General features: G+C 70.2%; 23 protein-coding genes. 10 read left to right on the top strand and 13 right to left on the bottom strand.

Annotation, left to right across the window (positions count from 1 at the left end; genetic code table 11):
* Positions 1–24: 24 nt before the first annotated feature.
* The 3 genes from SH203_RS08790 to SH203_RS08780 form a co-directional block, all read right to left on the bottom strand.
* Entirely contained in the window at positions 25–1,203 is a 1,179-nt protein-coding gene (locus tag SH203_RS08790; protein ID WP_087120494.1) for a DUF1501 domain-containing protein, read from the bottom strand.
* Positions 1,200–2,642 carry a DUF1800 family protein gene (locus tag SH203_RS08785; protein WP_087120493.1) on the bottom strand — a complete coding sequence of 481 codons (1,443 nt, stop codon included), beginning with the start codon at positions 2,640–2,642 and terminating at the stop codon, positions 1,200–1,202. The genes SH203_RS08790 and SH203_RS08785 overlap by 4 nt, the downstream gene beginning before the upstream one ends.
* Before the next feature lie 283 nt (positions 2,643–2,925).
* Positions 2,926–3,762: a metal-dependent hydrolase gene (locus tag SH203_RS08780; protein WP_087120492.1), complete on the bottom strand. Its 837-nt coding sequence runs from the start codon at positions 3,760–3,762 to the stop codon at positions 2,926–2,928.
* Positions 3,763–3,823: 61 nt separating this feature from the next.
* Here SH203_RS08780 and SH203_RS08775 point away from each other — a divergent pair, with 61 nt between their 5' ends.
* The 3 genes from SH203_RS08775 to SH203_RS08765 are packed head-to-tail and all read left to right on the top strand — an operon-like array spanning position 3,824 to position 6,731.
* Entirely contained in the window at positions 3,824–4,417 is a 594-nt protein-coding gene (locus tag SH203_RS08775) for a TetR family transcriptional regulator (protein WP_087120491.1), read from the top strand.
* A 36-nt stretch (positions 4,418–4,453) separates the two neighbouring features.
* Positions 4,454–5,032: a GNAT family N-acetyltransferase gene (locus tag SH203_RS08770; protein WP_087120490.1), complete on the top strand. Its 579-nt coding sequence runs from the start codon at positions 4,454–4,456 to the stop codon at positions 5,030–5,032.
* Between the two features lie 31 nt (positions 5,033–5,063).
* Positions 5,064–6,731, top strand: coding sequence for a bifunctional diguanylate cyclase/phosphodiesterase (locus SH203_RS08765; RefSeq protein WP_087120489.1), 1,668 nt, complete (start codon positions 5,064–5,066; stop codon positions 6,729–6,731).
* 9 nt (positions 6,732–6,740) lie between these two features.
* On the opposite strand, the gene SH203_RS08760 is transcribed toward SH203_RS08765, so the two are convergent.
* The gene (locus tag SH203_RS08760; protein ID WP_087120488.1) at positions 6,741–7,607 is read right to left on the bottom strand and encodes an MBL fold metallo-hydrolase; all 867 of its coding nucleotides are present in this window, start codon (positions 7,605–7,607) and stop codon (positions 6,741–6,743) included.
* Between the two features lie 71 nt (positions 7,608–7,678).
* On the opposite strand from SH203_RS08760, the gene SH203_RS08755 reads away from it, so the two are divergent.
* The 3 genes from SH203_RS08755 to SH203_RS08745 are packed head-to-tail and all read left to right on the top strand — an operon-like array spanning position 7,679 to position 9,340.
* Complete coding sequence (locus tag SH203_RS08755; protein ID WP_087120676.1) at positions 7,679–8,011, top strand: helix-turn-helix transcriptional regulator; 333 nt, start codon at positions 7,679–7,681, stop codon at positions 8,009–8,011.
* Positions 8,011–8,553 carry a rhodanese family protein gene (locus tag SH203_RS08750; RefSeq protein WP_375600721.1) on the top strand — a complete coding sequence of 181 codons (543 nt, stop codon included), beginning with the start codon at positions 8,011–8,013 and terminating at the stop codon, positions 8,551–8,553. Before SH203_RS08755 ends, SH203_RS08750 begins: the two co-directional genes overlap by 1 nt.
* Before the next feature lie 4 nt (positions 8,554–8,557).
* Positions 8,558–9,340, top strand: a complete 783-nt coding sequence (locus SH203_RS08745; protein WP_087120487.1) for a sulfite exporter TauE/SafE family protein — start codon at positions 8,558–8,560, stop codon at positions 9,338–9,340.
* 224 nt (positions 9,341–9,564) lie between these two features.
* On the opposite strand, the gene SH203_RS08740 is transcribed toward SH203_RS08745, so the two are convergent.
* Positions 9,565–10,143, bottom strand: a complete 579-nt coding sequence (locus SH203_RS08740; protein ID WP_143275703.1) for a PH domain-containing protein — start codon at positions 10,141–10,143, stop codon at positions 9,565–9,567.
* 100 nt (positions 10,144–10,243) lie between these two features.
* Here SH203_RS08740 and SH203_RS08735 point away from each other — a divergent pair, with 100 nt between their 5' ends.
* On the top strand, positions 10,244–11,944 hold the full coding sequence (locus SH203_RS08735; RefSeq protein WP_087120485.1) for a bifunctional protein-serine/threonine kinase/phosphatase: 1,701 nt from the start codon (positions 10,244–10,246) through the stop codon (positions 11,942–11,944).
* Positions 11,945–11,951: 7 nt separating this feature from the next.
* On the opposite strand, the gene SH203_RS08730 is transcribed toward SH203_RS08735, so the two are convergent.
* On the bottom strand, positions 11,952–12,521 hold the full coding sequence (locus tag SH203_RS08730; RefSeq protein ID WP_087120484.1) for a YqgE/AlgH family protein: 570 nt from the start codon (positions 12,519–12,521) through the stop codon (positions 11,952–11,954).
* A 151-nt stretch (positions 12,522–12,672) separates the two neighbouring features.
* On the opposite strand from SH203_RS08730, the gene SH203_RS08725 reads away from it, so the two are divergent.
* Together SH203_RS08725 and SH203_RS08720 are read left to right on the top strand one after the other, a co-directional pair.
* Entirely contained in the window at positions 12,673–13,158 is a 486-nt protein-coding gene (locus tag SH203_RS08725) for a peroxiredoxin (RefSeq protein ID WP_087120483.1), read from the top strand.
* Positions 13,159–13,210: 52 nt separating this feature from the next.
* On the top strand, positions 13,211–13,642 hold the full coding sequence (locus SH203_RS08720; protein WP_087120482.1) for a very short patch repair endonuclease: 432 nt from the start codon (positions 13,211–13,213) through the stop codon (positions 13,640–13,642).
* On the opposite strand, the gene SH203_RS08715 is transcribed toward SH203_RS08720, so the two are convergent.
* The 5 genes from SH203_RS08715 to SH203_RS08695 all read right to left on the bottom strand — a co-directional run bounded on the left by SH203_RS08715 (position 13,618) and on the right by SH203_RS08695 (position 18,272).
* Positions 13,618–15,495, bottom strand: coding sequence for an ATP-binding protein (locus SH203_RS08715; RefSeq protein WP_087120674.1), 1,878 nt, complete (start codon positions 15,493–15,495; stop codon positions 13,618–13,620). The two genes, SH203_RS08720 and SH203_RS08715, sit on opposite strands and share 25 nt — an antisense overlap.
* A gap of 66 nt (positions 15,496–15,561) precedes the next feature.
* Positions 15,562–16,608, bottom strand: a complete 1,047-nt coding sequence (locus SH203_RS08710) for a quinone-dependent dihydroorotate dehydrogenase (RefSeq protein ID WP_087120481.1) — start codon at positions 16,606–16,608, stop codon at positions 15,562–15,564.
* Complete coding sequence (locus tag SH203_RS08705; protein ID WP_087120480.1) at positions 16,605–16,949, bottom strand: DUF952 domain-containing protein; 345 nt, start codon at positions 16,947–16,949, stop codon at positions 16,605–16,607. Before SH203_RS08705 ends, SH203_RS08710 begins: the two co-directional genes overlap by 4 nt.
* Complete coding sequence (locus SH203_RS08700) at positions 16,946–17,458, bottom strand: histidine phosphatase family protein (protein WP_087120673.1); 513 nt, start codon at positions 17,456–17,458, stop codon at positions 16,946–16,948. Before SH203_RS08700 ends, SH203_RS08705 begins: the two co-directional genes overlap by 4 nt.
* 49 nt (positions 17,459–17,507) lie before the next feature.
* Positions 17,508–18,272: a class I SAM-dependent methyltransferase gene (locus SH203_RS08695; RefSeq protein ID WP_087120479.1), complete on the bottom strand. Its 765-nt coding sequence runs from the start codon at positions 18,270–18,272 to the stop codon at positions 17,508–17,510.
* Positions 18,273–18,318: 46 nt separating this feature from the next.
* On the opposite strand from SH203_RS08695, the gene gloB reads away from it, so the two are divergent.
* Positions 18,319–19,041 carry a hydroxyacylglutathione hydrolase gene (gene gloB / locus SH203_RS08690; protein ID WP_087120478.1) on the top strand — a complete coding sequence of 241 codons (723 nt, stop codon included), beginning with the start codon at positions 18,319–18,321 and terminating at the stop codon, positions 19,039–19,041.
* 269 nt (positions 19,042–19,310) lie between these two features.
* Here the strand turns inward: gloB and SH203_RS08685 are convergent, their stop codons facing one another.
* Together SH203_RS08685 and phbB are read right to left on the bottom strand one after the other, a co-directional pair.
* Positions 19,311–20,036 carry a DUF4908 domain-containing protein gene (locus SH203_RS08685; RefSeq protein ID WP_234989438.1) on the bottom strand — a complete coding sequence of 242 codons (726 nt, stop codon included), beginning with the start codon at positions 20,034–20,036 and terminating at the stop codon, positions 19,311–19,313.
* Between the two features lie 91 nt (positions 20,037–20,127).
* A complete protein-coding gene (phbB, locus tag SH203_RS08680; protein WP_087120476.1) occupies positions 20,128–20,853 on the bottom strand; it encodes an acetoacetyl-CoA reductase in 726 nt (241 codons plus the stop codon).
* Between the last annotated feature and the right edge of the window lie 98 nt (positions 20,854–20,951).

Here is a 20,951-nt window from a genome sequence, read left to right as displayed (position 1 = left end):
AAGCCGGCGGCGGACGGCCGGCCGTCAGACCAGGCCGGTCATCGCCGGGGCCTCGGCCGCGCTGCCGGGGAAGACGCGGTTGTCCAGGGCGGCGCGATCCAGACCCATGTGATCGCGCAACAGCCCCTTGAACACCGAACGGATGTCCAGGGTCGGGGCCAGGTCGCGGTTCTCGAACAGGCGGTTCTCGGCCAGGGTCGGCCAGTCGCCGATGGGGCCGCCGCGCCTGATCGCCCCGCCCGCCAGCAACAGGGACGAGCCGGTGCCGTGATCGGTGCCTTGCGTGCCGTTGGCGCGGGCGGTGCGGCCGAACTCGGTGGCGACCACAAGGGCGGTGCGCGACCAGGCGTCGCCCAGACCCGCCTTCAGCCCCATGACCAGCTGATCCAGCCCGATCAGCCGGTTCTGAAGCTGCGCCTTCTGACCCGCATGGGTGTCCCAGCCGTCCAGCGAGACGGCGACCCCGTCGGCGCCATCCGGCCCGCTCATCAGTCGGGCGACGGCCTGACCCAGGGCCTGGACGTCGTTGCGACGCACCGGCTGGCCGCCGACCCTCTCGACCCGCTCCTCGGTCGCCAGGCCGCGCGCCAGATTCTGGCCCAGCAGCGAATCGTCGACATAGAGGTCCTGAAGCAGGGCGGCGATGCGGTCGCCGCCGCGCACCAGCCCGCCCGGCGCCCAGCTGGACACGGGGGCGCCGCCGCGCAGGATCAGGGGCGTCTGGGCGCCGATGGACAGGCCCTTCACCGTGGTTCCGCCGGCCGCGGCCAGGGCGCGGTTCAGCCAGCCGTCGGTCTGTTGACGCAGGGCCTCGCCGCCGTTCTCCAGCACGTCCTGGGCCTCGAAGTGCGAGCGGATGCGAACGGGCAGGGCCACCGCCGGGGCGAACCGCATCTGGCCCTGACCATACAGATCGTGCAGGCCCGCCAGCGTCGGATGCAGGCCGAAGCCCTCGCCCATCGCCAGCGCGCCGTTCGCCTCGCCCGGCGCGCCGATGGCCAGACCGCCCCGCAAGGGAAGATAGTTGGCGTCGCCATAGGGGACGGTGACGGACAGGCCGTCCATGGCGCCGCGCGCGATGACGACCACCAGCTTGTTGGCGGGGCCGCGCGTCCCGGCGGCGACCCGGCCCGCGAAGGCCAGGCCCATGCCGGCGGTCGCGGCGGCCAGCAGGTGACGACGGTTCAGGGAGAGGGCGTTCATCGGCGTTGAAACTCCGGCGACATGAACAGCAGGGTCAGGGCTTCGGGACGGCTTTCGGCGCGGGCGACGGCCAGGCGCGTGCGTTCGCCGAGCCGGGCGCCCAGGGCGTCGGCGGCGACCGCATCGGTGTCGGAGACCTGAACGGTCGCGGCGGCGGCAGCGGCCCAGTTCAGCCGTTTGACCAGGGCGTCGGGGCCGGCCCAGTCGGCCGCCGTATCGGGCCACCCCTCGGGCGAGGGCGGGGCGTAGAGCGGCTGGCCCATGTCGGCCAGGGCCTGACGCAGGGGCGGCAGGCGCTGGGGCCGGGTTCCCAGGGCGCGGTGGGTCGAGACGATCAGGTCGTAGGGCGTCTTGATCTTGGCGGGCCGGGGCGTCCAGGTCTCGGGCGCGGCGATCAGGGCGCGGGCCACCTGGGCCAGATCGCCGCCCGAACGGGTCCAGGCGGCCTCCAGCCGGGCGACCAGGGCGTCGGGCGGGCTGTCGGCGACGAAGTGTGCGGCGAGACGCCGCGACAGGCGTCTGGCGGTCGCCGGATGGCGGGCCAGGTCGCGCAGCACCGCCTGCCCCTGATCCAGGCCGCCGGGGGGATAGGTCTTGCCCATCACCGTGCGGGCGCCGGGTTCGTGGACGTTGGCGCGGAAGACGAAGCCGTTGGGACCGGGCTGAACCTGGGCGGCCATGCGGGCGCGACGCGGACGGGCGGCGTCGGCGCCCGCGCTCTCGGCCTCGCGCGCGGTGGGAATGGACCAGCCGGTCAGGGCGCGGGCCAGTTCGGTCACGTCCGCCTGGGTGTAGCCCGCATCGGCGCCGACGGTGTGCAGCTCCATCATCTCGCGGGCCAGGTTCTCGTTCAGCCCCGCCCTGCGCCGGGCGCCCACCGGACTGTCGGGGCCGGTCGAGCGGGCCTGGTCCAGATAGAGCAGCATGGCCGGATGCTGTTCGCAGGCCATGACCAGATCCTCGAACCGGCCGAAGACGTGGGGGCGGACGGCATCGCACTCGTACTGGGCGATGAAGGCGCCGCTGTCGAACTTGGCGGCCGAGACGGTCAGGGCGTTCGACCAGAACAGGGCCCAGCGCTCGGCGAACCCGTCCTCGGTCGCGGCGCCCAGCTGGGCGCGGGAGAGGAAGGCCTGGGCCGTGTCCTGAACGATGTCGCGTCGCGCGGCCTGACGCGCCTCGCGCCGGGCCTCGGCGGCGGGATCGACGGCGCCGGCGCCGGGCGCAGGCGCGCGAGCGGCGGACTGATAGTCGAAATACTGGCCCAGCCGTTCGGTCGTGTCGGGCAGATCGCCCGGCGGCCGGGGCGCGCCCTGACGCCGGATTTGGGCCATGGCCCAGCCGCGCGGATCGGCGGCCACGCGCGCGATCTCGCCGGGGCGGGCGCCCAGACCCAGCCGGGTCAGGGCGACGGCGGCGTCGATGGGTGATGAAGCCATGACCTGTGTCCTCGTTCATCCCCCGAAGCCTGTAACGCAGGAGGATGCGGCTTTCCGTCGCGACGCGGCGACGGAAAAGCGACGAGGCGAGAACGACAAGCGGGACAGGTTCAATCGAGACGCGGCCCGCCGTCATTCCGGGGTTGAGCGAAGTGAAGAACCCGGAACCCAGGACCGCACGCGGTTCGCCTGATGCATCGACGCCGGATGCGAGCCCCCTGGGTTCCGGGTTCGTCCTGCGGACGCCCCGGAATGACGAACAGGGGGCGTCGATCCGGTGAGGTCAGGCCGGTTGGGCCAGGCCCGCCTCGGCCTGGGCGATCAGGTCGCGGTCATCGACCTGCCACGGGTGGAAGTCGGGTTTGTAGAAGGCGAAATAGTCGCCGATCATCCGCCGATACAGGCCCGGCTTCAGCCACAGCCAGCGGAACAGGCCGAACCGGGCGCGCCAGCCCACGATGCCGTCCTGTTTCAACAGCATCAGACTGGTCTCGCGCACCGTCTTTGTGAACAGCAGGGTGGTCAGCAGCATGGCCCAGCGCCGCAGCCGCCAGCGCTGAAGCGGCGACATCGCGCGGGTCGCGTGCAGGAAGACATCATAGGCCACGCCCTTGTGTTCGATCTCCTCGATCGAATGCCAGCGCCACAGGCGGGCCAGATCGTGCGGCGATCCCTTCAAGAGGTCGGGATCGGCCAGCAGCCGGTGGGCGAAGGCGGCGGTGAAATGCTCCAGCGCCATGGTCGCCGCCAGCTGGGCCAGCGGCGGACGGGCGCGGGCGATGCCCAGCCGTGCGGTGACATAGGCCTCGATCTCGGCGGTCTGGTAGCCGGCGCGTTCGGTGATGGCGTTGAAGGCCATGTGTTCGCGCGTGTGGGCCCCCTCCTGCACCGTGAAGGCGCGGATGTCGGCGGCCAGACGCGGCGGGGCGTCCTTGGCGAACCGCTTGACCGACTGGATGAAGAACCGCTCTCCGTCGGGGAAGGTCAGGCTGAGCGCGTTCATGACGGCGGTGCCGAAAGGGTCGCCGTTTAACCACCAGCGTGGCGTGGCGGCCTCGCGGTCGATATGCAGGTCGCGCGGCGTGATCTGGAGGTCGGCGGGGGTGGCGGATTTCGCCATGGTGAAGCTCCTTGGGATCGGCCCCTCGATTGCGAGACGAATATGGAGATAACTGACATCTATGTCAACTAATGGTCCGGCAAGGCGGCGACGCGGGGCGGTCGCGCGCGAAGAGGCGCTGGAGGCGGCGCGCGACCTGCTGCTGTCCGGGGGGCCGGCGGCGGTGACGCTGAAGGCGGTGGGCCAGCGGATGGGGGTGGGTCACGCCAATCTGATCCATCATTTCGGCTCGGCCGCCGGGCTTCAGGGCGCGCTGATGGACCGTATGGTGCGCGACCTGGCCGACCGGATCGAGGCGGGGCTGGGCGAGGCGCGCGACGACGTGGAGCCGGAGCGGCTGATGACGGCGGTGTTCGACGCCTTCGGCCGGGGCGGGGCCTCGCAGCTGGCGGCCTGGCTGGCGCTGGCGCGCGAACAGGCGCGGGCCGAAAGCTTCGCCGGGGTGGTGCGCGATCTGGCCGACCGGCTGGCGGCGATGGCGCCCGACGATCCGCGCGCGGCCGAGCGGGCGCGGTCGCTGGTCATGACCGCGGCCTATATGGCCTTCGCCGAGGGGCTGATCGGCGACATACTGACGCCGATGCTGGGCGCGCCCGACGGTCTGGGCCGCGATCTGGCGCTGAAACTGACGGCGACGCTTTTGGCCGAAGCGTAAGGTTCAAGCCAAGATCTTGGTGCTATAGTCCCCGCGATGGCCTTGTTGGACTGGATGAGCGATGTCGGCGGTCCCGTGATCCGGGGCGAGGGCGTGACCCTGCGCCCGCCGCGCGCGGGCGATTACGCCGCCTGGTCCACGCTGAGGGACGGGTCGCGCGACTATCTGCAGCCGTGGGAGCCGGCCTGGCCCGAGGACGACCTGACCAAGGCGGCCTTCCGTCGGCGGCTGTCGATCTATGCGCGCGAGATGGAGCTGGGCCACGCCTGGCCCTTTTTCGTCCTGGTCGACCGGGGCAGGACGCTGGCCGGCGCCGTGACCCTGTCGAACGTGCGGCGCGGCGTCGCCGAAACCGGGACGCTGGGCTACTGGATCGGCCAGCCCTATTCCGGTCAGGGCGTGGCGACGGCGGCGGTCAGGGCGGTGGTCGGCTATGCGTTCGACACGCTGAAACTGCACCGGCTGGAGGCGGCCTGCCTGCCGACCAACCACGGGTCGCGCCGGGTGCTGGAGAAATCCGGTTTCAGCCAGGAGGGCCGGGCGCGGGCTTATTTGAAAATTAACGGCGGGTGGGCAGACCATCTTCTGTTCGGCCTGGTCGAGGACGAGCGTTGACGGTCGCGGGCCGTCTGGAAGGGCGGATAGCGTGACGACACGATCCCGATCGCTGGCCTGGGACGCCACGACCGCCATCGAGGCGTTGGCCGCCGCCGACACCGCCCTGTGGATCTGGACGCCGGCCGAGAACGAACTGCGCTTCACCGGCGCCACCCGCGCCCTGGGCCTGGGGCCGCTGGCGCCGGAATGCACCGCCGCCGGCTTCGTCGCCCTGGCCCTGCCGCAGGACCGCAGCCTGGCCGAACGGATGCTGAAGCCCCAGGAGGAGGGGACCGAGGTGGCCGTGCGCCTGCGGATGCGCGGATCGGAAACCTGTCTGTGGCGCGGCGTCTGGCTGGAGGACGGGCTGCGCGCCGCCGGGGTCGTGGCGCTGGAGACCAAGTTCGCCGGGTCGGATCGCGACACGCTGACGGGGCTGCTGGACCGCCGGGCCTTCCTGGCGCGCGTCACCGAGGTTCTGACCCAGGCGGGCGAATACGAGATGGTGGTCGGCGACGTCGACCGGCTGCGGCGCCTTAACGAGGCCCTGGGCCACGAGCGGACGGACCTGGTGCTGTCGGCCCTGGGATCGCGTCTGGCGGCCGCCTTCCCCAAGGACGCCTCGCCCGCCCGCATCGGCGAGGACGAGTTCGCCATCATCGTGCCCAAGAGCGCCTCGCACACCAGCTATCGCGTCCGCGACGCGCTGGAGCAGCCGCTGCGCGTCGCCGGATTCGACATCTATCCGACCGTCTCCATCGGGGCGGTGATGGTGGAGGGCGGGCCGGACGCGCCGGACGCCGCCGAACTGCTGCGCCGCGTCGAACTGGCGGTGGAATCGGCCAAGAGCGCCGGTCGCGGCGGATCGGCCGCCTATGGCCGGGCGCTGGAAAGCGATTCTCTCAGCCGTCTGGCGCTTGAGGCGGATTTGAGAAACGCCTTCGTGCGCGGCGAGATCGTGCCCTTCTTCCAGCCCATCGTGAACCTGAACACCGGGGCGGTGGCGGGGTTCGAGGCCCTGGCCCGCTGGCGCCATCCGCGTCGGGGCCTGGTGCCGCCGGACGAATTCCTGGGCCTGACCGCCGACCTGGGCATGATGAACGAACTGGGTCTGCTGATGATGACCCAGTCGGCGCGGCAGCTGGCCGAATGGATCGCGCGCCATCCGCAGGCCAGCAAGCTGTTCTGCAGCGTCAATCTGTCGGTCGGCGAGATCGAGCGCCCGCACCTGTGCGAGGACGTGGCCCGCGTCATCAAGGAAAGCGGCCTGCCCAAGGGCGCGCTGAAGCTGGAAGTGACCGAGGGCGACATCATGCGCGACACCGCGCGCGCCGCCGAGGTGCTGCAGTCGCTGAAGGACGTGGGCGCGTCGCTGGCGCTGGACGACTTCGGCACCGGCTTCTCGTCCCTGTCCTATCTGGCGCGCCTGCCGTTCGATACGCTGAAGATCGACCGCTATTTCGTGCTGACGATGAACAAGGACGAAGGCTCGGCCAAGATCGTCAAGTCGGTGGTCAACCTGGGCCGCGACCTGTCGCTGGAGGTCGTCGCCGAGGGGGTCGAGAACGCCGAACTGGCCCGCCTGCTGCTGGACGCCCAATGCCACTACGGCCAGGGCTTCGGCTACGCCCCCGCCCTGCCGGCGCAGGAGGCCGAGGTCTATCTGGCCGAAAGCCTGGCCGACGGCTCCGCCCCCATCAAGCAGCGGTCGGCCTGACGGCGGCGATCAGATCGCATTTAGGGGCAGGCGGAGATAGCGTCGGCCGTCGTTTTCGAGCGGGGGCAGGTCGCCCGCGCGGATGTTGACCTGAAGCGAGGGCAGGATCAGTTGCGGTGCGCTCAGGGTCGCGTCGCGGGCCTCGCGCATGGCGACGAAGTCGTCCTCGGATACGCCGCCGCCCACGTGGATGTTCTCGTTGCGTTGTTGCGCCACGGTGGTCTCGAACCGATGGTCGGCGCGGCCCTGGGGCAGATAGTCGTGGCCGACGAAGACGCGGGTGTCGTCGGGCAGGGCGAGCAGGCGCTGGATCGAGCGATACAGGGTCCGGGCGTCGCCGCCGGGGAAGTCCGTTCGCGCCGTGCCGTAGTCGGGCATGAACAGGGTGTCGCCGGTGAAGACGGCGTCGCCGATGCGGTAGCTGACGCAGGCGGGGGTGTGGCCGGGGGTGTGGATCACCTCAACCGTCAGCTCCCCCAGCGCGAAGCGGTCGCCATCCGAATAGAGGTGATCGAAGACGCGGCCGTCGCTCCGCACGTCGCCCGCGCCGAAAAGGGGGGCGAAGGTCGACTGGACCTGGGTGATGCGCGCCCCGATGCCGACCCCCGCCCCCGTCGTGTGGCGAAGATGGGCGGCGGCCGTCAGGTGGTCGGCGTGGGCGTGGGTTTCCAGAACCAGGGCCAGAGTCAGGCCCGACGCCTTCAGCGCCGCCGTCACCGCCTCGATCGAACGGGTCGATGTGCGGGCGCTGGCGGCGTCGTAGTCCAGAACGGGGTCGATGATGGCCGCCCTGCCGCTGGCCGGATCGCTGACCAGATAGGTCACGGTGTGGGTGGCGGGGTCGAAGAAGCCGCGAACCTGGGGGTGTTGGATCATGGGAAGAACGCCTTTCGACGCCCAACATATTAGGTATTGCTTATTTAGCAACTGCTCATATTATGGTCGCCATGATCGACCTTCAGACCATCGGCATCGAACAATTCCAGGCCAGCGCGGGCGAGGCGGCGGCGCTGCTGCGCGCCCTGTCCAACGAGAAGCGTCTGATGATCCTGTGCCAACTGGGCGAGGGCGAACTGTCGGTGGGCCAGCTTCTGCCGATGGTCGGCCTGTCGCAGTCGGCCCTGTCCCAACATCTGGCCAGGCTGCGCGACGAGGCGCTGGTCGCCACGCGGCGTGACGGCACGGCCATCTTCTACCGCATCGCCGACCCGGCGGTCCTGAAGGTCATCGCCGTGCTGGCCGAAATCTATTGTCCCCCCGCCTCTTCCGAAAAGGCCTGATGTCCATGAGCGTCCTGACCCCCCTGTCCCCCGCCGAGGTTTCGCGCCGCCTGAAGGCGGGCGAGGCGGTTCTGATCGACATTCGCGAACCCGACGAGTTCGCCCGGGAACACGTCGTCGGCGCCGTCCATGCGCCGCTGTCGTCCCTGGATCGGTTCTCCCAGAGCCAGGCGAACGGGCGCGCGGTGATCTTCACCTGCCGCACCGGCAACCGCACCGAGGTCAATCGCGACCGTCTGGCGGCGTGCGTGTCGGGCCAGGCCTTCGTTCTCGAAGGCGGGCTGGAGGCGTGGAAGGCGCACGGGCTGGACGTGCGCGCGGATCGGTCCAAGCCCATCGAACTGATGCGGCAGGTCCAGATGGCGGCGGGCGGCCTGATCCTGATCGGGGCGGCGCTGGGCCTGTTGGTCCATCCCGCCTTCTGGGGGCTGTCGGCCTTCGTCGGGGCGGGCCTGTTCGTCGCGGGCGCCACGGGCTTCTGCGGCATGGCGCGCGTGCTGGCCGTCATGCCCTGGAACAGAACCGCGCCGAAGGCCGCCTGACGCCATGACGACCGATCTGCTGCCTTTGGGCCTGGCCGTGTTCAGCGGCGGCGTCGTGGGCCTGTTGCTGACGCTGTTCGGCGGCGGCGGGTCGGTGCTGGCGGCGCCGCTGCTGCTCTATCTGGTCGGGGTCAGCGATCCGCACATCGCCATCGGCGTGTCAGCGGCGGGGGTGGCGCTGAACGCCCTGACGGCTCTGGCCGGCCACGCCCGGGCCGGGCGGGTGCGCTGGCCCTGCGCCATCCTGTTCGCCGTCACCGGGGCGGCCGGGGCTTGGCTGGGGTCGTCCCTGGCCAAGATGATCGACGGCCATCGGCTTTTGCTGATCTTCGCCGTCGCCATGGCGGCCGTGGGCCTGTCGATGCTGCGCTCCAGACCGGCGGTCGCCCGTCCCGAACCCCGGCTGAACTGGTCCATGTCGCCGGGCGTCGGCCTGACGGGGGCGGGGGTGGGATCGGCGGCGGGCTTCTTCGGCATCGGCGGCGGCTTTTTGATCGTGCCGGGCCTGATGGCCTCGACGGGGATGAGCCTGGCCACGGCGCAGGCCGCCTCTCTGCTCAGCGTCGCGGCGTTCGGCGCGACGACGGCCGGCAACTACGCCCTGTCGGGCTGGGTCGATCCCGCCCTGGTCGCCGCCATGGCGGTGGGCGGGGTCGCGGGCACGGCGATGGGTCTGCCACTGTCGAAACGGCTGGGCGCCAATGTCGTCATGGGGCGCCGGCTGTTCGCCGGGCTGATCCTGATCGTCGCCGTCTATGTGGCGGTGCGCGCGATCCTCGCGCTATGATCAGCCTTCATGCCTTGGCCGCCGTCGGCATCTAGGTTCAATCGACATTCAGCCCATGACTGTCATTCCGGGGCGTCCGAAGGACGAACCCGGAACCCAGGAGCGGGCATCAGGCGTTGGATGCGTTCAACAACGGGACCGGCCCCCTGGGTTCCGGGTTCCTCGCTCCGCTCAGCCCCGGGATGACGAGCCGAGACACCTGCCTTCACGAATGTCGATTGAACCTAGCCGAGACGATCCTGCGCCCTGATGAGATCGTAGACTTGTCTCGGATTGCTGATCTGCTGGAACTGCGAGGAGCCGCCAAGCGACGGGGCCCAGAGCCCAAATCCATTCATGGCGATAGCCGAGGTCATCCAGTTGCCTTCGAACACGATGCTGCCTGTTCCGTCGCTGTGTTCGGACAGCTCCAGCTTCGGTAAGCGGCGAATTTCCAAGGATGTGAGCTTGGGCTGTTTGCGATCAAGCAACATCAGAACGCGCTGGTTCGTCACGGCGTAGAACTGGGTTTTTCTGATCATCGCATCGTGAATGAACCGGCCGACGATCAGGTAAAGGCCGACGATAAGGAATGGCAGTCCAAATAGGCGAAAGAACCACAGGTCCCCTTGATCGCCGCCCGGCATAATCCACACCATTGCATTCCAGAGGATCGCAAAGCCGCCCCAAAGCAGGCTGAATGGAATGAGGAAAATGTCCTTTCCGCTGACTGTCAGGCCCTGTTTCGGCTGCCCCGCCCACAAAACATTTTCGTCTGAGGCGAGATAGGATCGGAAACGGTCGGTCGCGTATCTAGAGGTCATAAACGCTCCTAACCGACTTCAGAAAGCGGCGCTATATGGTCGATCCATACAGCTGCGCTTCAGCCTAGCCATCGCCGCTGCGATCCCACACAGTACGCCCATGACCGACGCCCGACTGGAGATCGCCGCCGGCTTCGCGACCGCGCAGGGTCCGAAGGCCGACAATCAGGATTTCGGCGGCGTCCACATCGGCACGACGGCTGAACAGCGCGAGCATGGGGTGGTGGCCGTGATCGCCGACGGGGTGTCCGGCTCCAAGGCCGGGCGGATGGCGGCCGAGCTGACGACGCGCAGCTTCATCGACGGCTATCTGGACCAGAATCCGCTGAACGGCATCGCCGCCAACGGGATCAAGGCGCTGAGGGGCTTCAACCGCTGGCTTCACGCCAAGGGGCGCGTCGATCCGGCGATGGAGGGGGCGGCGACCACCTTCACCGCCCTGGTCATGCGCGGGCGCGAGGCGGTGGCCCTGCATGTCGGCGACAGCCGCGCCTGGCATTTCCGCGACGGCGCCCTGACCCGGTTGACCGAGGATCACACCCGCGCCCAGCAGGGGATGAGCCACGTCCTGTATCGCGCCGTGGGCATAGAGGCGGACGTCAAGCTGGACGTGCGCCAGGTGCGGCTGGAACCGCACGACCGGCTGCTGCTGACCACCGACGGGGTGCATGGGGTGCTGGGCGAGGCGGCGCTGGCGGGTCTGCTGGCGCGTCGGGGATCGCCGGACGCGGACGCCCGCGCCATCCTGGCCGAGGTCGAGGCGGCGGGCGCGCGCGACAACGCCACCGTCATCGTCATCGACGTGGTCCGCACCGGCGCGCCGGACTGGGAGGCGATCACCGCTGAGGCGGAGGGGCTGGCCATCGCGCCGCCGCCGGTCGTGGGCGAGACGGTGGACGGCTTCGTGCTGCAACGGCTGATCGCGGACGGCCGCTACACCCGCCTGTTCCTGGCCAGGGACACGCTGGGCGACGCGGGCGTGGTGGTGCTGAAATTCCCCAAGCCCGCCGTGGTGTCCGAACGCGGCGCCCGCACCGCCTTTCTGCGCGAAGCCTTCATCGGCCGGCGCATCGACAGCCCCCATGTCGGCAAGGTTCTGACGCTGGACGTGGGCCGCCAGAGCCGCCTCTACATCGCCCAACCCTTCCACGCCGGTCGCACCCTGCACGCGCATCTGGCCGAGGAGGGGCCCTATCCGATCGCCGAGGGGATCGCCGTCGCCCTGCCGCTGGCGCGCGCCGTCTCGGCCCTGCACCGGGCGGGGGTGACGCACCGCGACATCAAGCCGGACAATGTGATCCTGGAGCCGGGCGGGGGGCTGAAGCTGGTCGATCTGGGCGTGGCGCGGCTCAGGCTGGCCGAGGAGTTCGCCGAGGCCGAGGCGCCGGGCACCGCCGGCTTCAAGGCGCCGGAGATGTATGCGGGCGAGGCGGGCAACGCCCTGACCGACCAGTTCGCGCTGGGCGTCACCCTGTATCGCCTGTTCACCCGCACCTATCCGTGGGGCGAGGTCGATCCGGCGGACGCGCCGCGTTTCGACCGCGCCCCGGCGCCCCCGACCCGTCACCGCCCCGACATGCCCGCCTGGCTGGAGGCGGCCATATTGCGCGCTACGGCCGTCGATCCGAACGAGCGGTTCCAGGATGTCGAGGAGCTGATCCATGTGCTGGAGACGGGCAGCGCCGTCGCCGCCCCGCCGCCGCGTCAGCTGTCGCTGATCGAACGCGATCCGGTGCGGTTCTGGCAGGGCGTCAGCCTGATCCTGCTGCTGGCCTTCCTGATCTCGATGGCGACGCGATAGGGTTCGGTCAGGCCCGGCCGCCCTGGGTGGACAGCATGGCCGCGTCCACGCCCAGCTGGGCCAGGGCGCGCGTCCATTTCGACGTGTGTTCGCCGTCGAAGATCAGATCCATGTCCGCCTCGGCGGTCAGCCAGACATTGTCGGCCAGCTCCTCCTCCAGCTGACCCTCGCCCCAGCCGGCGTAGCCCAGCAGCAGGGCCGAGCGGCGCGGGCCGCCCACGTCGTCGGTCATGGCCGTCAGGGCCTCGCGCGTGCCGGTCATGGCCAGGCCGTCGCCGAAGGGCAGGCTGTCCTCGCCGATCATCCAGTCGTCGGTATGCAGGACGAAGCCGCGCTCGCGCTCCACCGGCCCGCCCATCAGCACGACCCGGCCGATCGACTGGTCCGGGGCGGGGGCGTCCAGCTTGTCCAGCACCGTCTTCAGATCCACGCCCGGCGCGGGCCGGTCCAGCCTGAGCCCCATCGCATGATCCGGCCCGTGGGCGCAGATCAGGATGACGGCGTGTTCGAACCGGGGATCGTCGATGCCGGGCATGGCCACCAGCAGGCGGCCGGTCAGGGTGGAGGCTTCGCTCATGATCCGGTCATCATCCGTCGCGAAAGCGGCGGGCGCAAGACACGGACGCTTGCGGTTGGGCCGGCGGCCTCTATGTGTCGCAGGCGGCGTTTCATATCCGTGCGACGCCCCGCCTTTCCCCTTCATCCCTTCCCTGTCCGCGGAGACCCCCATGACCATCCAGATCGGCGATCGCATCCCTGACGCGACCCTGGCCCAGGCCACGGCCGAAGGGCCCAAGCCCGTCAACACGGCCGACATCTTCGCCGGCAAGACCGTGGCCCTGTTCGCCGTGCCCGGCGCCTTCACCCCGACCTGCTCGGCCCGCCACCTGCCGGGCTTCAAGGATCATCTGTCGGACATCCAGGGCAAGGGCGTCGACACGGTGGCCTGTATCTCGGTCAACGACGCCTTCGTCATGAAGGCCTGGGCCGACAGCCAGGGCGTCGCGGACGACAGCATCGTCATGCTGGCCGACGGCAACGGCGACCTGACCAAGGCCCTGGGCCTTGTGTTGGACGGTTCGGGTTTCGGCCTGGGCGAGCGTTCGCAGCGCTATTCCATGCTGGTCAAGGACGGCGTCGTGACCCAGCTGAACATCGAACAGGGCGGCGAGTTCAAGGTGTCCTCGGCCGAGCATCTGCTGGCGCAGCTTTGAGGGCCTTCGGTCCAGGCTCAAGTCGCGAAGCGGTAGTCTGGACCGAAGAAGGATGACGACCGATGTGTTCAGCCCGGAAAAGCGCAGCGCCGTGATGCGTCGCGTGAAGGGGCGGGACACGTCGCCGGAACTGGCCGTGCGCAAGGTTCTGCGCGCGGCCGGGATCGGCTATCGGCTGGGCGGCGGCGGCCTGCCCGGTCGGCCGGACGTGGTGATGAAGGGCCGGCGCGTCGCCCTGTTCGTCCACGGCTGCTTCTGGCACGGCCACGACTGCCCGCGCGGCGCGCGCCGGCCCAAGAGCAACGCCGACTACTGGATCGCCAAGATCGCCCGCAACCGCGCCCGCGACGCCGCCGCCGTTCAGGCCCTGCTGGCGGACGGATGGCGCGTTGTCGTGGTGTGGGAATGCGAGATGCGTCGGCCCGACTTCGCCGCGTCTCTGGTCGCCGAGGTGACGGGTCAGGCGGCCTCGGAGCGGGCCTGAGCCGTTTCTTCCAACACGTGCTGCAGGGCGCCGATCAGGGCCGGAGGCGTCAGGGGCTTGGAGACGAAATAGGCCATGCCGGCCGCCTGGCAGGCGGCGACGTCCTCGGGCGCCGTGTCGGCGGTGACGGCGACCACGGGCGTCAGGGCGTTCGGACCCTGGCCGGCCCGCAGGCGACGGGTCGTCTCGCGCCCGTCCAGCTCGGGCATCCGCACATCCATGAAGATGACGTCGAACACCGTCTCCTCGCAGCGTTCCAGCGCGATCAGGCCGTCGGCGGCGGTGGTGATCTCGCACCCCAGCGGCTGAAGGATCAGCTGGACCGCGCGGCGATTGATGTCGTGGTCGTCCACCACCAGCAGGCGCAGCGGCCGGTCGGCGTCGTCGTCCTGTTCGGGCTCCGCTTCGGGTTCGGCCGCCTCGATGACCGGAGGAGGCTCCGGCAGCGGCTCCGGCAGGGGTGCGGCCGGGATCAAGGCGCGGGCGATCTCCAGCCGGCTTTCGTCGACCGTCTCGACGGCCTGTCCGGTCGTCTCGCCGCGCGGCAACACCAGTGAGACGGTGAAGCGCGAGCCCTGGCCCGGCGTGCTGCGCACCGTCAGCCGTCCGCCCATCAGGTCCGCCAGATTGCGGCTGATGGCCAGCCCCAGCCCGGACCCGCCGTAACGGGCGGTGACGCCCTCGGCCGTCTGGTCGAACGGGGTGAACAGGCGCGCCAGCTGATCGTGCGTCATGCCGGGGCCGGTGTCGGCGATCTCGAACGTCAGGGCGTAGTTCGAGGGTTCCTCTGGCCAGGCCTGGACCCGCAGGGTGATCGACCCGGTCTCGGTGAACTTCATGGCGTTGGACAACAGGTTGTTCAGCACCTGGCGAATGCGGATGACGTCGCCCTTGACCATGCGCGGCGTCAGGGCGGCGCCCTCGATCCGCAGTCTCAGCCCCTTGGCGTCGGCCTGGGCGCGCCACAGCTGCAGCGTATGGGCCAGCATCTGGCGCAGGTCGAAATCCTTGACCTCGATGCTCATCCGCCCGGCCTCGATGCGGGAATGGTCCAGCAGGTCGTCCAGCAGGGACTTCATCATCAGGCCGGCGTCGGTGATCAGTTCGGCGTTCTGACGCATGCCGGCGTCGCCGCCGCGCAGGTCCGCCGCCCCGCTCAGGATCGCGCCGATGGGGGTCCGCAGGTCGTGGCCGATGGCGGCGAGGAAGGCGCGCTGCTCGCGCAGTTCCTGGCTCATCCGCGCGACGTGGGCCTCGGCCAGCAGCCGGTCCTTCTGTTCGGTCTTCACCCGCTCGGCCAGGTTACGCCAGACGTTCAGGCAGTAGATGGTGAAGATCGTCACCGCCGCCGCCGCCGTGATCGCCGCCCCCACCGGCGCGCCCAGACGGATCAGCAGGAAGGGGAAGGCGGCCATATAGAGGGCCTGGGGCGCGGTGGTGCAGGCCAGGACGGTCAGCGAACGGGGCGCATTGACCATCGAATAGACCATGGCCGCCGGCAGCATCACCGCCGCCGACACGCCGCCCGCCACGCCGCCATACAGCCACAACAACAGCGACAGGGCGCCGTACAGGCCGGTGTTGGCGAACATGGTCGCCCCGCCGAGGATGTTGCGCGCCCTGGACATCGGGCGCGGCGTCGGGGCGTTCAGCGGGGAGAAGACGAACGCCTCCCACAGCTGGATGGCGACATAGGCCATGCACCAGCCCAGGGCGATGCGCCAGCCGACCAGGGGCGTCGCCGCCAGGCTGCTGGCCAGACCCACGGCGACGCGCTGCGGCATCGCGCCACGGCGTTGCCGAACCGCGAAGGTCCAGCCGCTGACCGTATCGGCGCCCGTGGTGTGCGGCATGCGTTTCCCCGTTGGCGCCATCAGGCGCTTCGAGGCGACCATGCCCTGCTTGAGCCTAACGCTCCGTCAACGGCCGGCGCCGATCGCCTGGGACAGGGTGGAAAAACCGTCGGCGCGCAGGCGGGCGGCCAGGTCGCGCTTGATCCGGGCGACCAGGCCGGGGCCTTCGTAGATCAGGGCGGAATAGAGCTGGACCGCCGAGGCGCCCAGGCGGATGCGGGCATAGGCCTCGGCGCCGCTGTCGATCCCGCCGACCGCGATCAGGGGCAGACACCCGTTCGCCGCCTCGGCCGCCGCGCGCAGCGCCTTTTCGGCGAAGGGGCGGATGGGGGCGCCGGACAGGCCGCCGGTCTCGTGCGCCTGGGGCGAACGCAGGGTCTCGGGCCGTTCCAGCGTGGTGTTGGACACGATCAGACCGTCGATCCGGTGGGCCAGCGACGCCTCGACGATCATGCCGATCTCGTCGGCGATCAGGTCGGGGGCGATCTTCAGGAAGACGGGTACGCGAGCGGGGCCTGAGGCGGGGCGGGCGGCGTCGATGCGGCCCAGAAGGTCGTCCAGCTGCTCGCGGCCCTGAAGCGCGCGCAGGCCCGGCGTATTGGGCGAGGAGATGTTGACGGTGAAATAGGAGGCGCGCCCGGCCAGCCGTTCCAGACCCGCCACATAGTCCGCCGCCTTGTCCTCTGTGTCCTTGTTGGCCCCCAGATTGGCGCCGACCACCACGCCCGCCGGACGCCGATCCAGCCGCGCGGCGAAGGCGTCCAGCCCGGCGTTGTTGAACCCCATCCGGTTGATGACGGCGCGGTCTTCGCCGAGGCGGAACAGGCGCGGCTGCGGGTTTCCGGGCTGCGGGCGCGGCGTGACCGAGCCGCATTCGACGAAGCCGAAGCCCAGCCGCGACAGGCCGCGTAGAGCCTCGCCGTTCTTGTCCAGACCAGCGGCCAGGCCGACCGGATTGGGCAGGTCCAGCCCGGCCAGGTCGGTCCTCAGGATCGGATCGTCGGCGGGCGGGCGGGGCAGGGGGGCGAGCGCCAGCCCCCTGATCGCCAGCCGGTGCGCCTGTTCCGGGTCCAGCCGTCGCAGCAGGGCGGCGCCGAGATCGGTCAGGCTCATTTCGCGTCCTCGAACGCCATCTCGCCCTCGGCCGTGACCCGGAAAGCGCGCGAAGCGACGACGGCGGCGACGGGCAGGGGGGCGTAGAGGTGGGGGAACAGATCGCCGCCGCGCGACGGCTCCCAGATCAGATCCTCGCCCAGACGGTCCAGGTCCACGGTCAGCAGCAACAGGTCGGATCGCCCGGCGAAATGTTTGCGCGCCGTCTCGGCCAGTTGCGGTTCGGCGGACATATGGATGTAGCCGTCGGCGAGATCGACGGGCGCCCCGTCGTAGCGGCCCTCGGCGACGGCCGCGCGCCATTCGGCCGCGTCCACGATCTTGTAGGCGATGTCGGTCACAGGGACGGCGCGCCCAGCGACCGGGGCGTCAGAAAGCCCTCGTAGGCGCAGCGGCCCGCCGCGTCGACGGTGAACAGGGCGGCGGCCCCGGTCGGGAAGCCCCCCGCCAGCCGATCCGTCACCGCCGGCGAGGCGGCGCTTTCGACCAGATATTCCGCCGCCAGCACATGGACGCCCGGATTGTGCGCCAGGATCAGCAGGCAGCCGGCCTCGTCCTCGCTGGCCTCGACGAAGCGGCGGATGACGTCGGCGGGGGCGTTGTACAGACTGGCCTCGTCGCGCACCTCGACGTCGCCCAGGGCGTCGTGAATCTGCTCCCAGGTCTGGCGGGTCCGCACGGCGGTCGAGACCAGGGCCAGGTCGGGCTTCAGCCCCCGTTCGGCCAGGGCGCGGCCCATCAGGGTCGCCTCGACGCGGCCGGCGGCGGACAGGGGGCGGGCCTCGTCCCCGCCGCCCGACGGGGCGGAGCTTTCGGCCTGGGCGTGGCGCATCAGGATCAGTCGGTGCATGATCTTCGCCATAAGGCGGTTTGCGTCGTCCGACCAGACGCCGCGCCGGTCAACTCCCCGTCAGTCCCCGATCGGGCGCGGGGTTTCGCCGCGACGACACCGAGGCGGCCGGCTGGGGCGTCAGGACGGGGGCGGCGATCCGCTGGGCATGGCCGCTGGGGCGGATGCGGGCGTAGGTCTGGCGCGTCGCCTCCAGAAGGATCAGGCCGGCGGCGCCGGGAAAGACGCGACGCCCCACCTGTTCGAACCCTTCGGCCAGCGGCAGCATGGGGCCCCACGGCGGGACATACAGGGTCTGGGACCAGGCCGTCGGCTCCAGTCCCACGTCGCGCACCAGCCGCTCCAGCTGGCGACGGGTGAAGGGGCGTCCGTGGCCGAAGGGGGTGTTGTCCGCCCGCGCCCACAGGCCGCCGCGCGCCGCCGCCGCCAGGATGATCCTTCCCGTCGGCGCCAGCGCCCGCACCGCCTCCAGCAACAGGGCGGCGGGGTCGTCCGCCTCTTCCAGCGCATGGACCAGCAGGATGCGGTCGAACGATCCGGCGGCGAAGGGCAGGCGGCGGTCGTCGACCAGAAGGGTGCGGTTGCGCCCGACCGCCGGCCAATGCTCGACCCCCTGGCCGCCCGGCATGGCCGCGACCACCCGCCGCGCGCCGACGAAGGCGTCCAGCCAGGGGGTGGCGTAGCCGACGCCCAGCACGTCGCAATCGGCCGCCTCGCCCCAGGCGTCGTCCAGCCGCCGCGCCACCAGCCGCCGCGCCAGGGCGCCGGTCGGCTCGCCGTAGAAGGTTCGAAGTTCGTCGATGCTGCGCCGCATGGGGTCACTATAGGCCCGGCGACCGCCCGGCTGCTAGGATGGCCGCATGACCCTGGACGTTCATCTGTTTCCCTGCCGCAGCGACAACTACGGTTTCCTGATCCGCGATGCGGCGACCGGCGTTGTAGCGACGGTCGATACGCCCGATGCGGCGCGCATCCTGGAAGAGCTGGAGCGACTGGGCTGGGGCCGGCTGGACCTGATCCTGAACACCCACTGGCACCCCGATCACACCGAGGGCAACGCCCGGCTGAAGGCCGAATGGGATTGCGAGATCGTGGGGCCGGAGGAGGTGCGCCGCGTCGCCCCGCTGGATCGCGTGGTCGCGGACGGCGATGTCGTGCAGGTAGGCGAGACGCGGTTCGAGGTCACGGCGACGCCGGGCCATACGCTGGGCCATGTGGTGTTCCGCTCGGTCGCGGACGACCTGGCCTTCGTCGGCGACACCCTGTTCGCCCTGGGCTGCGGACGGCTGTTCGAGGGCACGCCGGAGCAGATGTTCGCCAGTCTGCAAATCCTGAAGACCTGGCCCGACCGGACGGCGATCTGGTGCGCCCATGAATATACGGCCTCGAACGCCCGCTTCGCCCTGAGCCTGGACGACCGGCCCGAGACGGCCGCCCACGCCGAGGCGATCTTCGCGGCGCACGAGCGGGGCGAACCGACCGTGCCGACGACGATGGGCGTGGAGAAGCGGTTCAACCCCTTCCTGACCGCGACGGACGCCGACCAGTTCGCCGCGCGTCGGGCGGCGAAGGACGCCTTCTAAGGCGGAGGTGGTCTGGAAGGTTCGTCACAACGGGCACGGCGAGGTCACGGCGAACACGACGGGACCGAACGCGCGTCGGCTTTCGTCGCCCTGTTCGGGCCATTGATCGATCCGCGGCTTCGCCGCCGCAGGCCATCAGGACGTTCCGAACCGGCAAGGCGCCGTCGTGTTCGCCGTGACCTCGTTGTGATCGCTGTGACGAACCCTGTCTCGAACGAGGTCGGCAAAGCAGCCAGCCCTACTCAGCCGCCTAATGGTCCCGGAGGGGGCTAGCGGTTCAGGGCCTCGCCGCCGACGACGCGCACGATTCGCGCGGACGAGGGACGTCCCGCCATGCCGGCGTCGGCGTCGATGACGATGCGCAGCGTGCCCTGAACCAGGGTGACGCCCGGTCGGCCCTGGTCGGACACCACCACGCGGCGCACCCGCTCGACCTGGCTGCGCAGGTTCGAGGCGCGGGCCATGCGCACGATGGCGTCGCTGGCGGCCGAGACGGTTTCGGCCGCGACCTGTTCGGAGCCGGGCTGAATGTCCACGTCGATCACGATCAGCCGGCCCATGGCCGTGCTGGCGCGATAGCTCTGGCGCATGAAATAGTCGACCAGCTGGGCGCCGGTCAGGGTGGCGCTCGCCAAGCCTTGCGCCTCGCCCACGCGCGACACGGGCGACCCCTGCGGCGTGGCGGTGGTATACAGGGTCACGCCGCCGTCCGGCGTCACGCGCAGCACCTGATCGCCGTTGTCGTTGCGATAGATGATGTCGCCGCGCGGGGCGGGCGTGGGGCGCAGAACCCAGACCTCGGTGGACCGCTCGAACCGCATCAGGGCGCGCGAACCCGAGGTGTCCAGGATGAAGGCCTGGCCGTTTCCGCTGACATAGCGGGCGGTGGGCGGCACGGAGCGCCGCGTCTGGGCGTGGCAGTCGGCGGGCAGGACGGCGGGCGCGGCGAGGCTCACGCCCATGACCGCGAGGGCGACGACCGCCATCGCGGTCATGGGCGGCGATTTTTTCGCCCTGACCGTTCCCGTCAACTTCATGACAGACTTGATGAAAGGGACGCGCGGCGGATTTTGGGCGAAGGCCGCCTCAACCGACCAGGTATTGACCGCCGTTCAGCGACAGGGTGCAGCCTGTGACATATCCGGCACGCTCGCCGCACAGCCAGGACACCATGTCGGCGATCTCCTCGCCCTTGCCCAGACGTCCGACGGGGATGTGGCTGATGATGCCTTCCAGAACCTTGGGGTCCATGGCGCCGACCATTTCGGTGTCGATATAGCCGGGCGCGATGCAGTTCACGGTGACGCCCTTGCGCGCATTCTCCAGCGCCAGCGCCTTGGTGAAGCCGATCATCCCGGCCTTGGCGGCGGAATAGTTGGTCTGGCCGATCTGGCCCTTCTGGCCGTTGATCGAGGAGATGTTGACGATGCGGCCGTGGCCCCGGTCGCGCATGCCGTTGATGACCTGGCGCGTCATGTTGAACACGCTGTCCATATTGACGCGGATCACGTCGGACCATTGGTCGTGGCTCATCTTGTGGAAGAAGCCGTCGCGGGTGATGCCGGCGTTGTTGATCAGGATGTCGATGGGGCCGAGCTGATCCTCGACCGCCTTCACCGCGCGGGCGCAGTCGTCGAAGCTGCCGACATTACCCTTCACGACCATGACGCCCAGCTCCCTGGCCGTGGCCTGGGCCGCTTCGTCATTGCCGGAATAGCCGGCCGCGACCTGATAGCCGTCCTCGTGCAGGCGCTGAACGATCGCCTTGCCGATGCCCCGGGTTCCGCCCGTTACGAAAGCCACGCGCGCCATGTCGTCTCCTGTCCCTTGCCGGCCGTTGGGCCGGCCTTGTCGATGCTCAGGATTAACGCGCGAGGCCGTGCGCGCAAGGCGAGAATCTGACGCGACGG

This window comes from Brevundimonas sp. SH203 (genome assembly GCF_002157625.1).
In the GTDB taxonomy this organism is placed as follows: Bacteria; Pseudomonadota; Alphaproteobacteria; order Caulobacterales; family Caulobacteraceae; genus Brevundimonas.
Note: the sequence above shows the minus strand (reverse complement) of the source record. Positions and strands in the feature narration are given on the sequence as shown.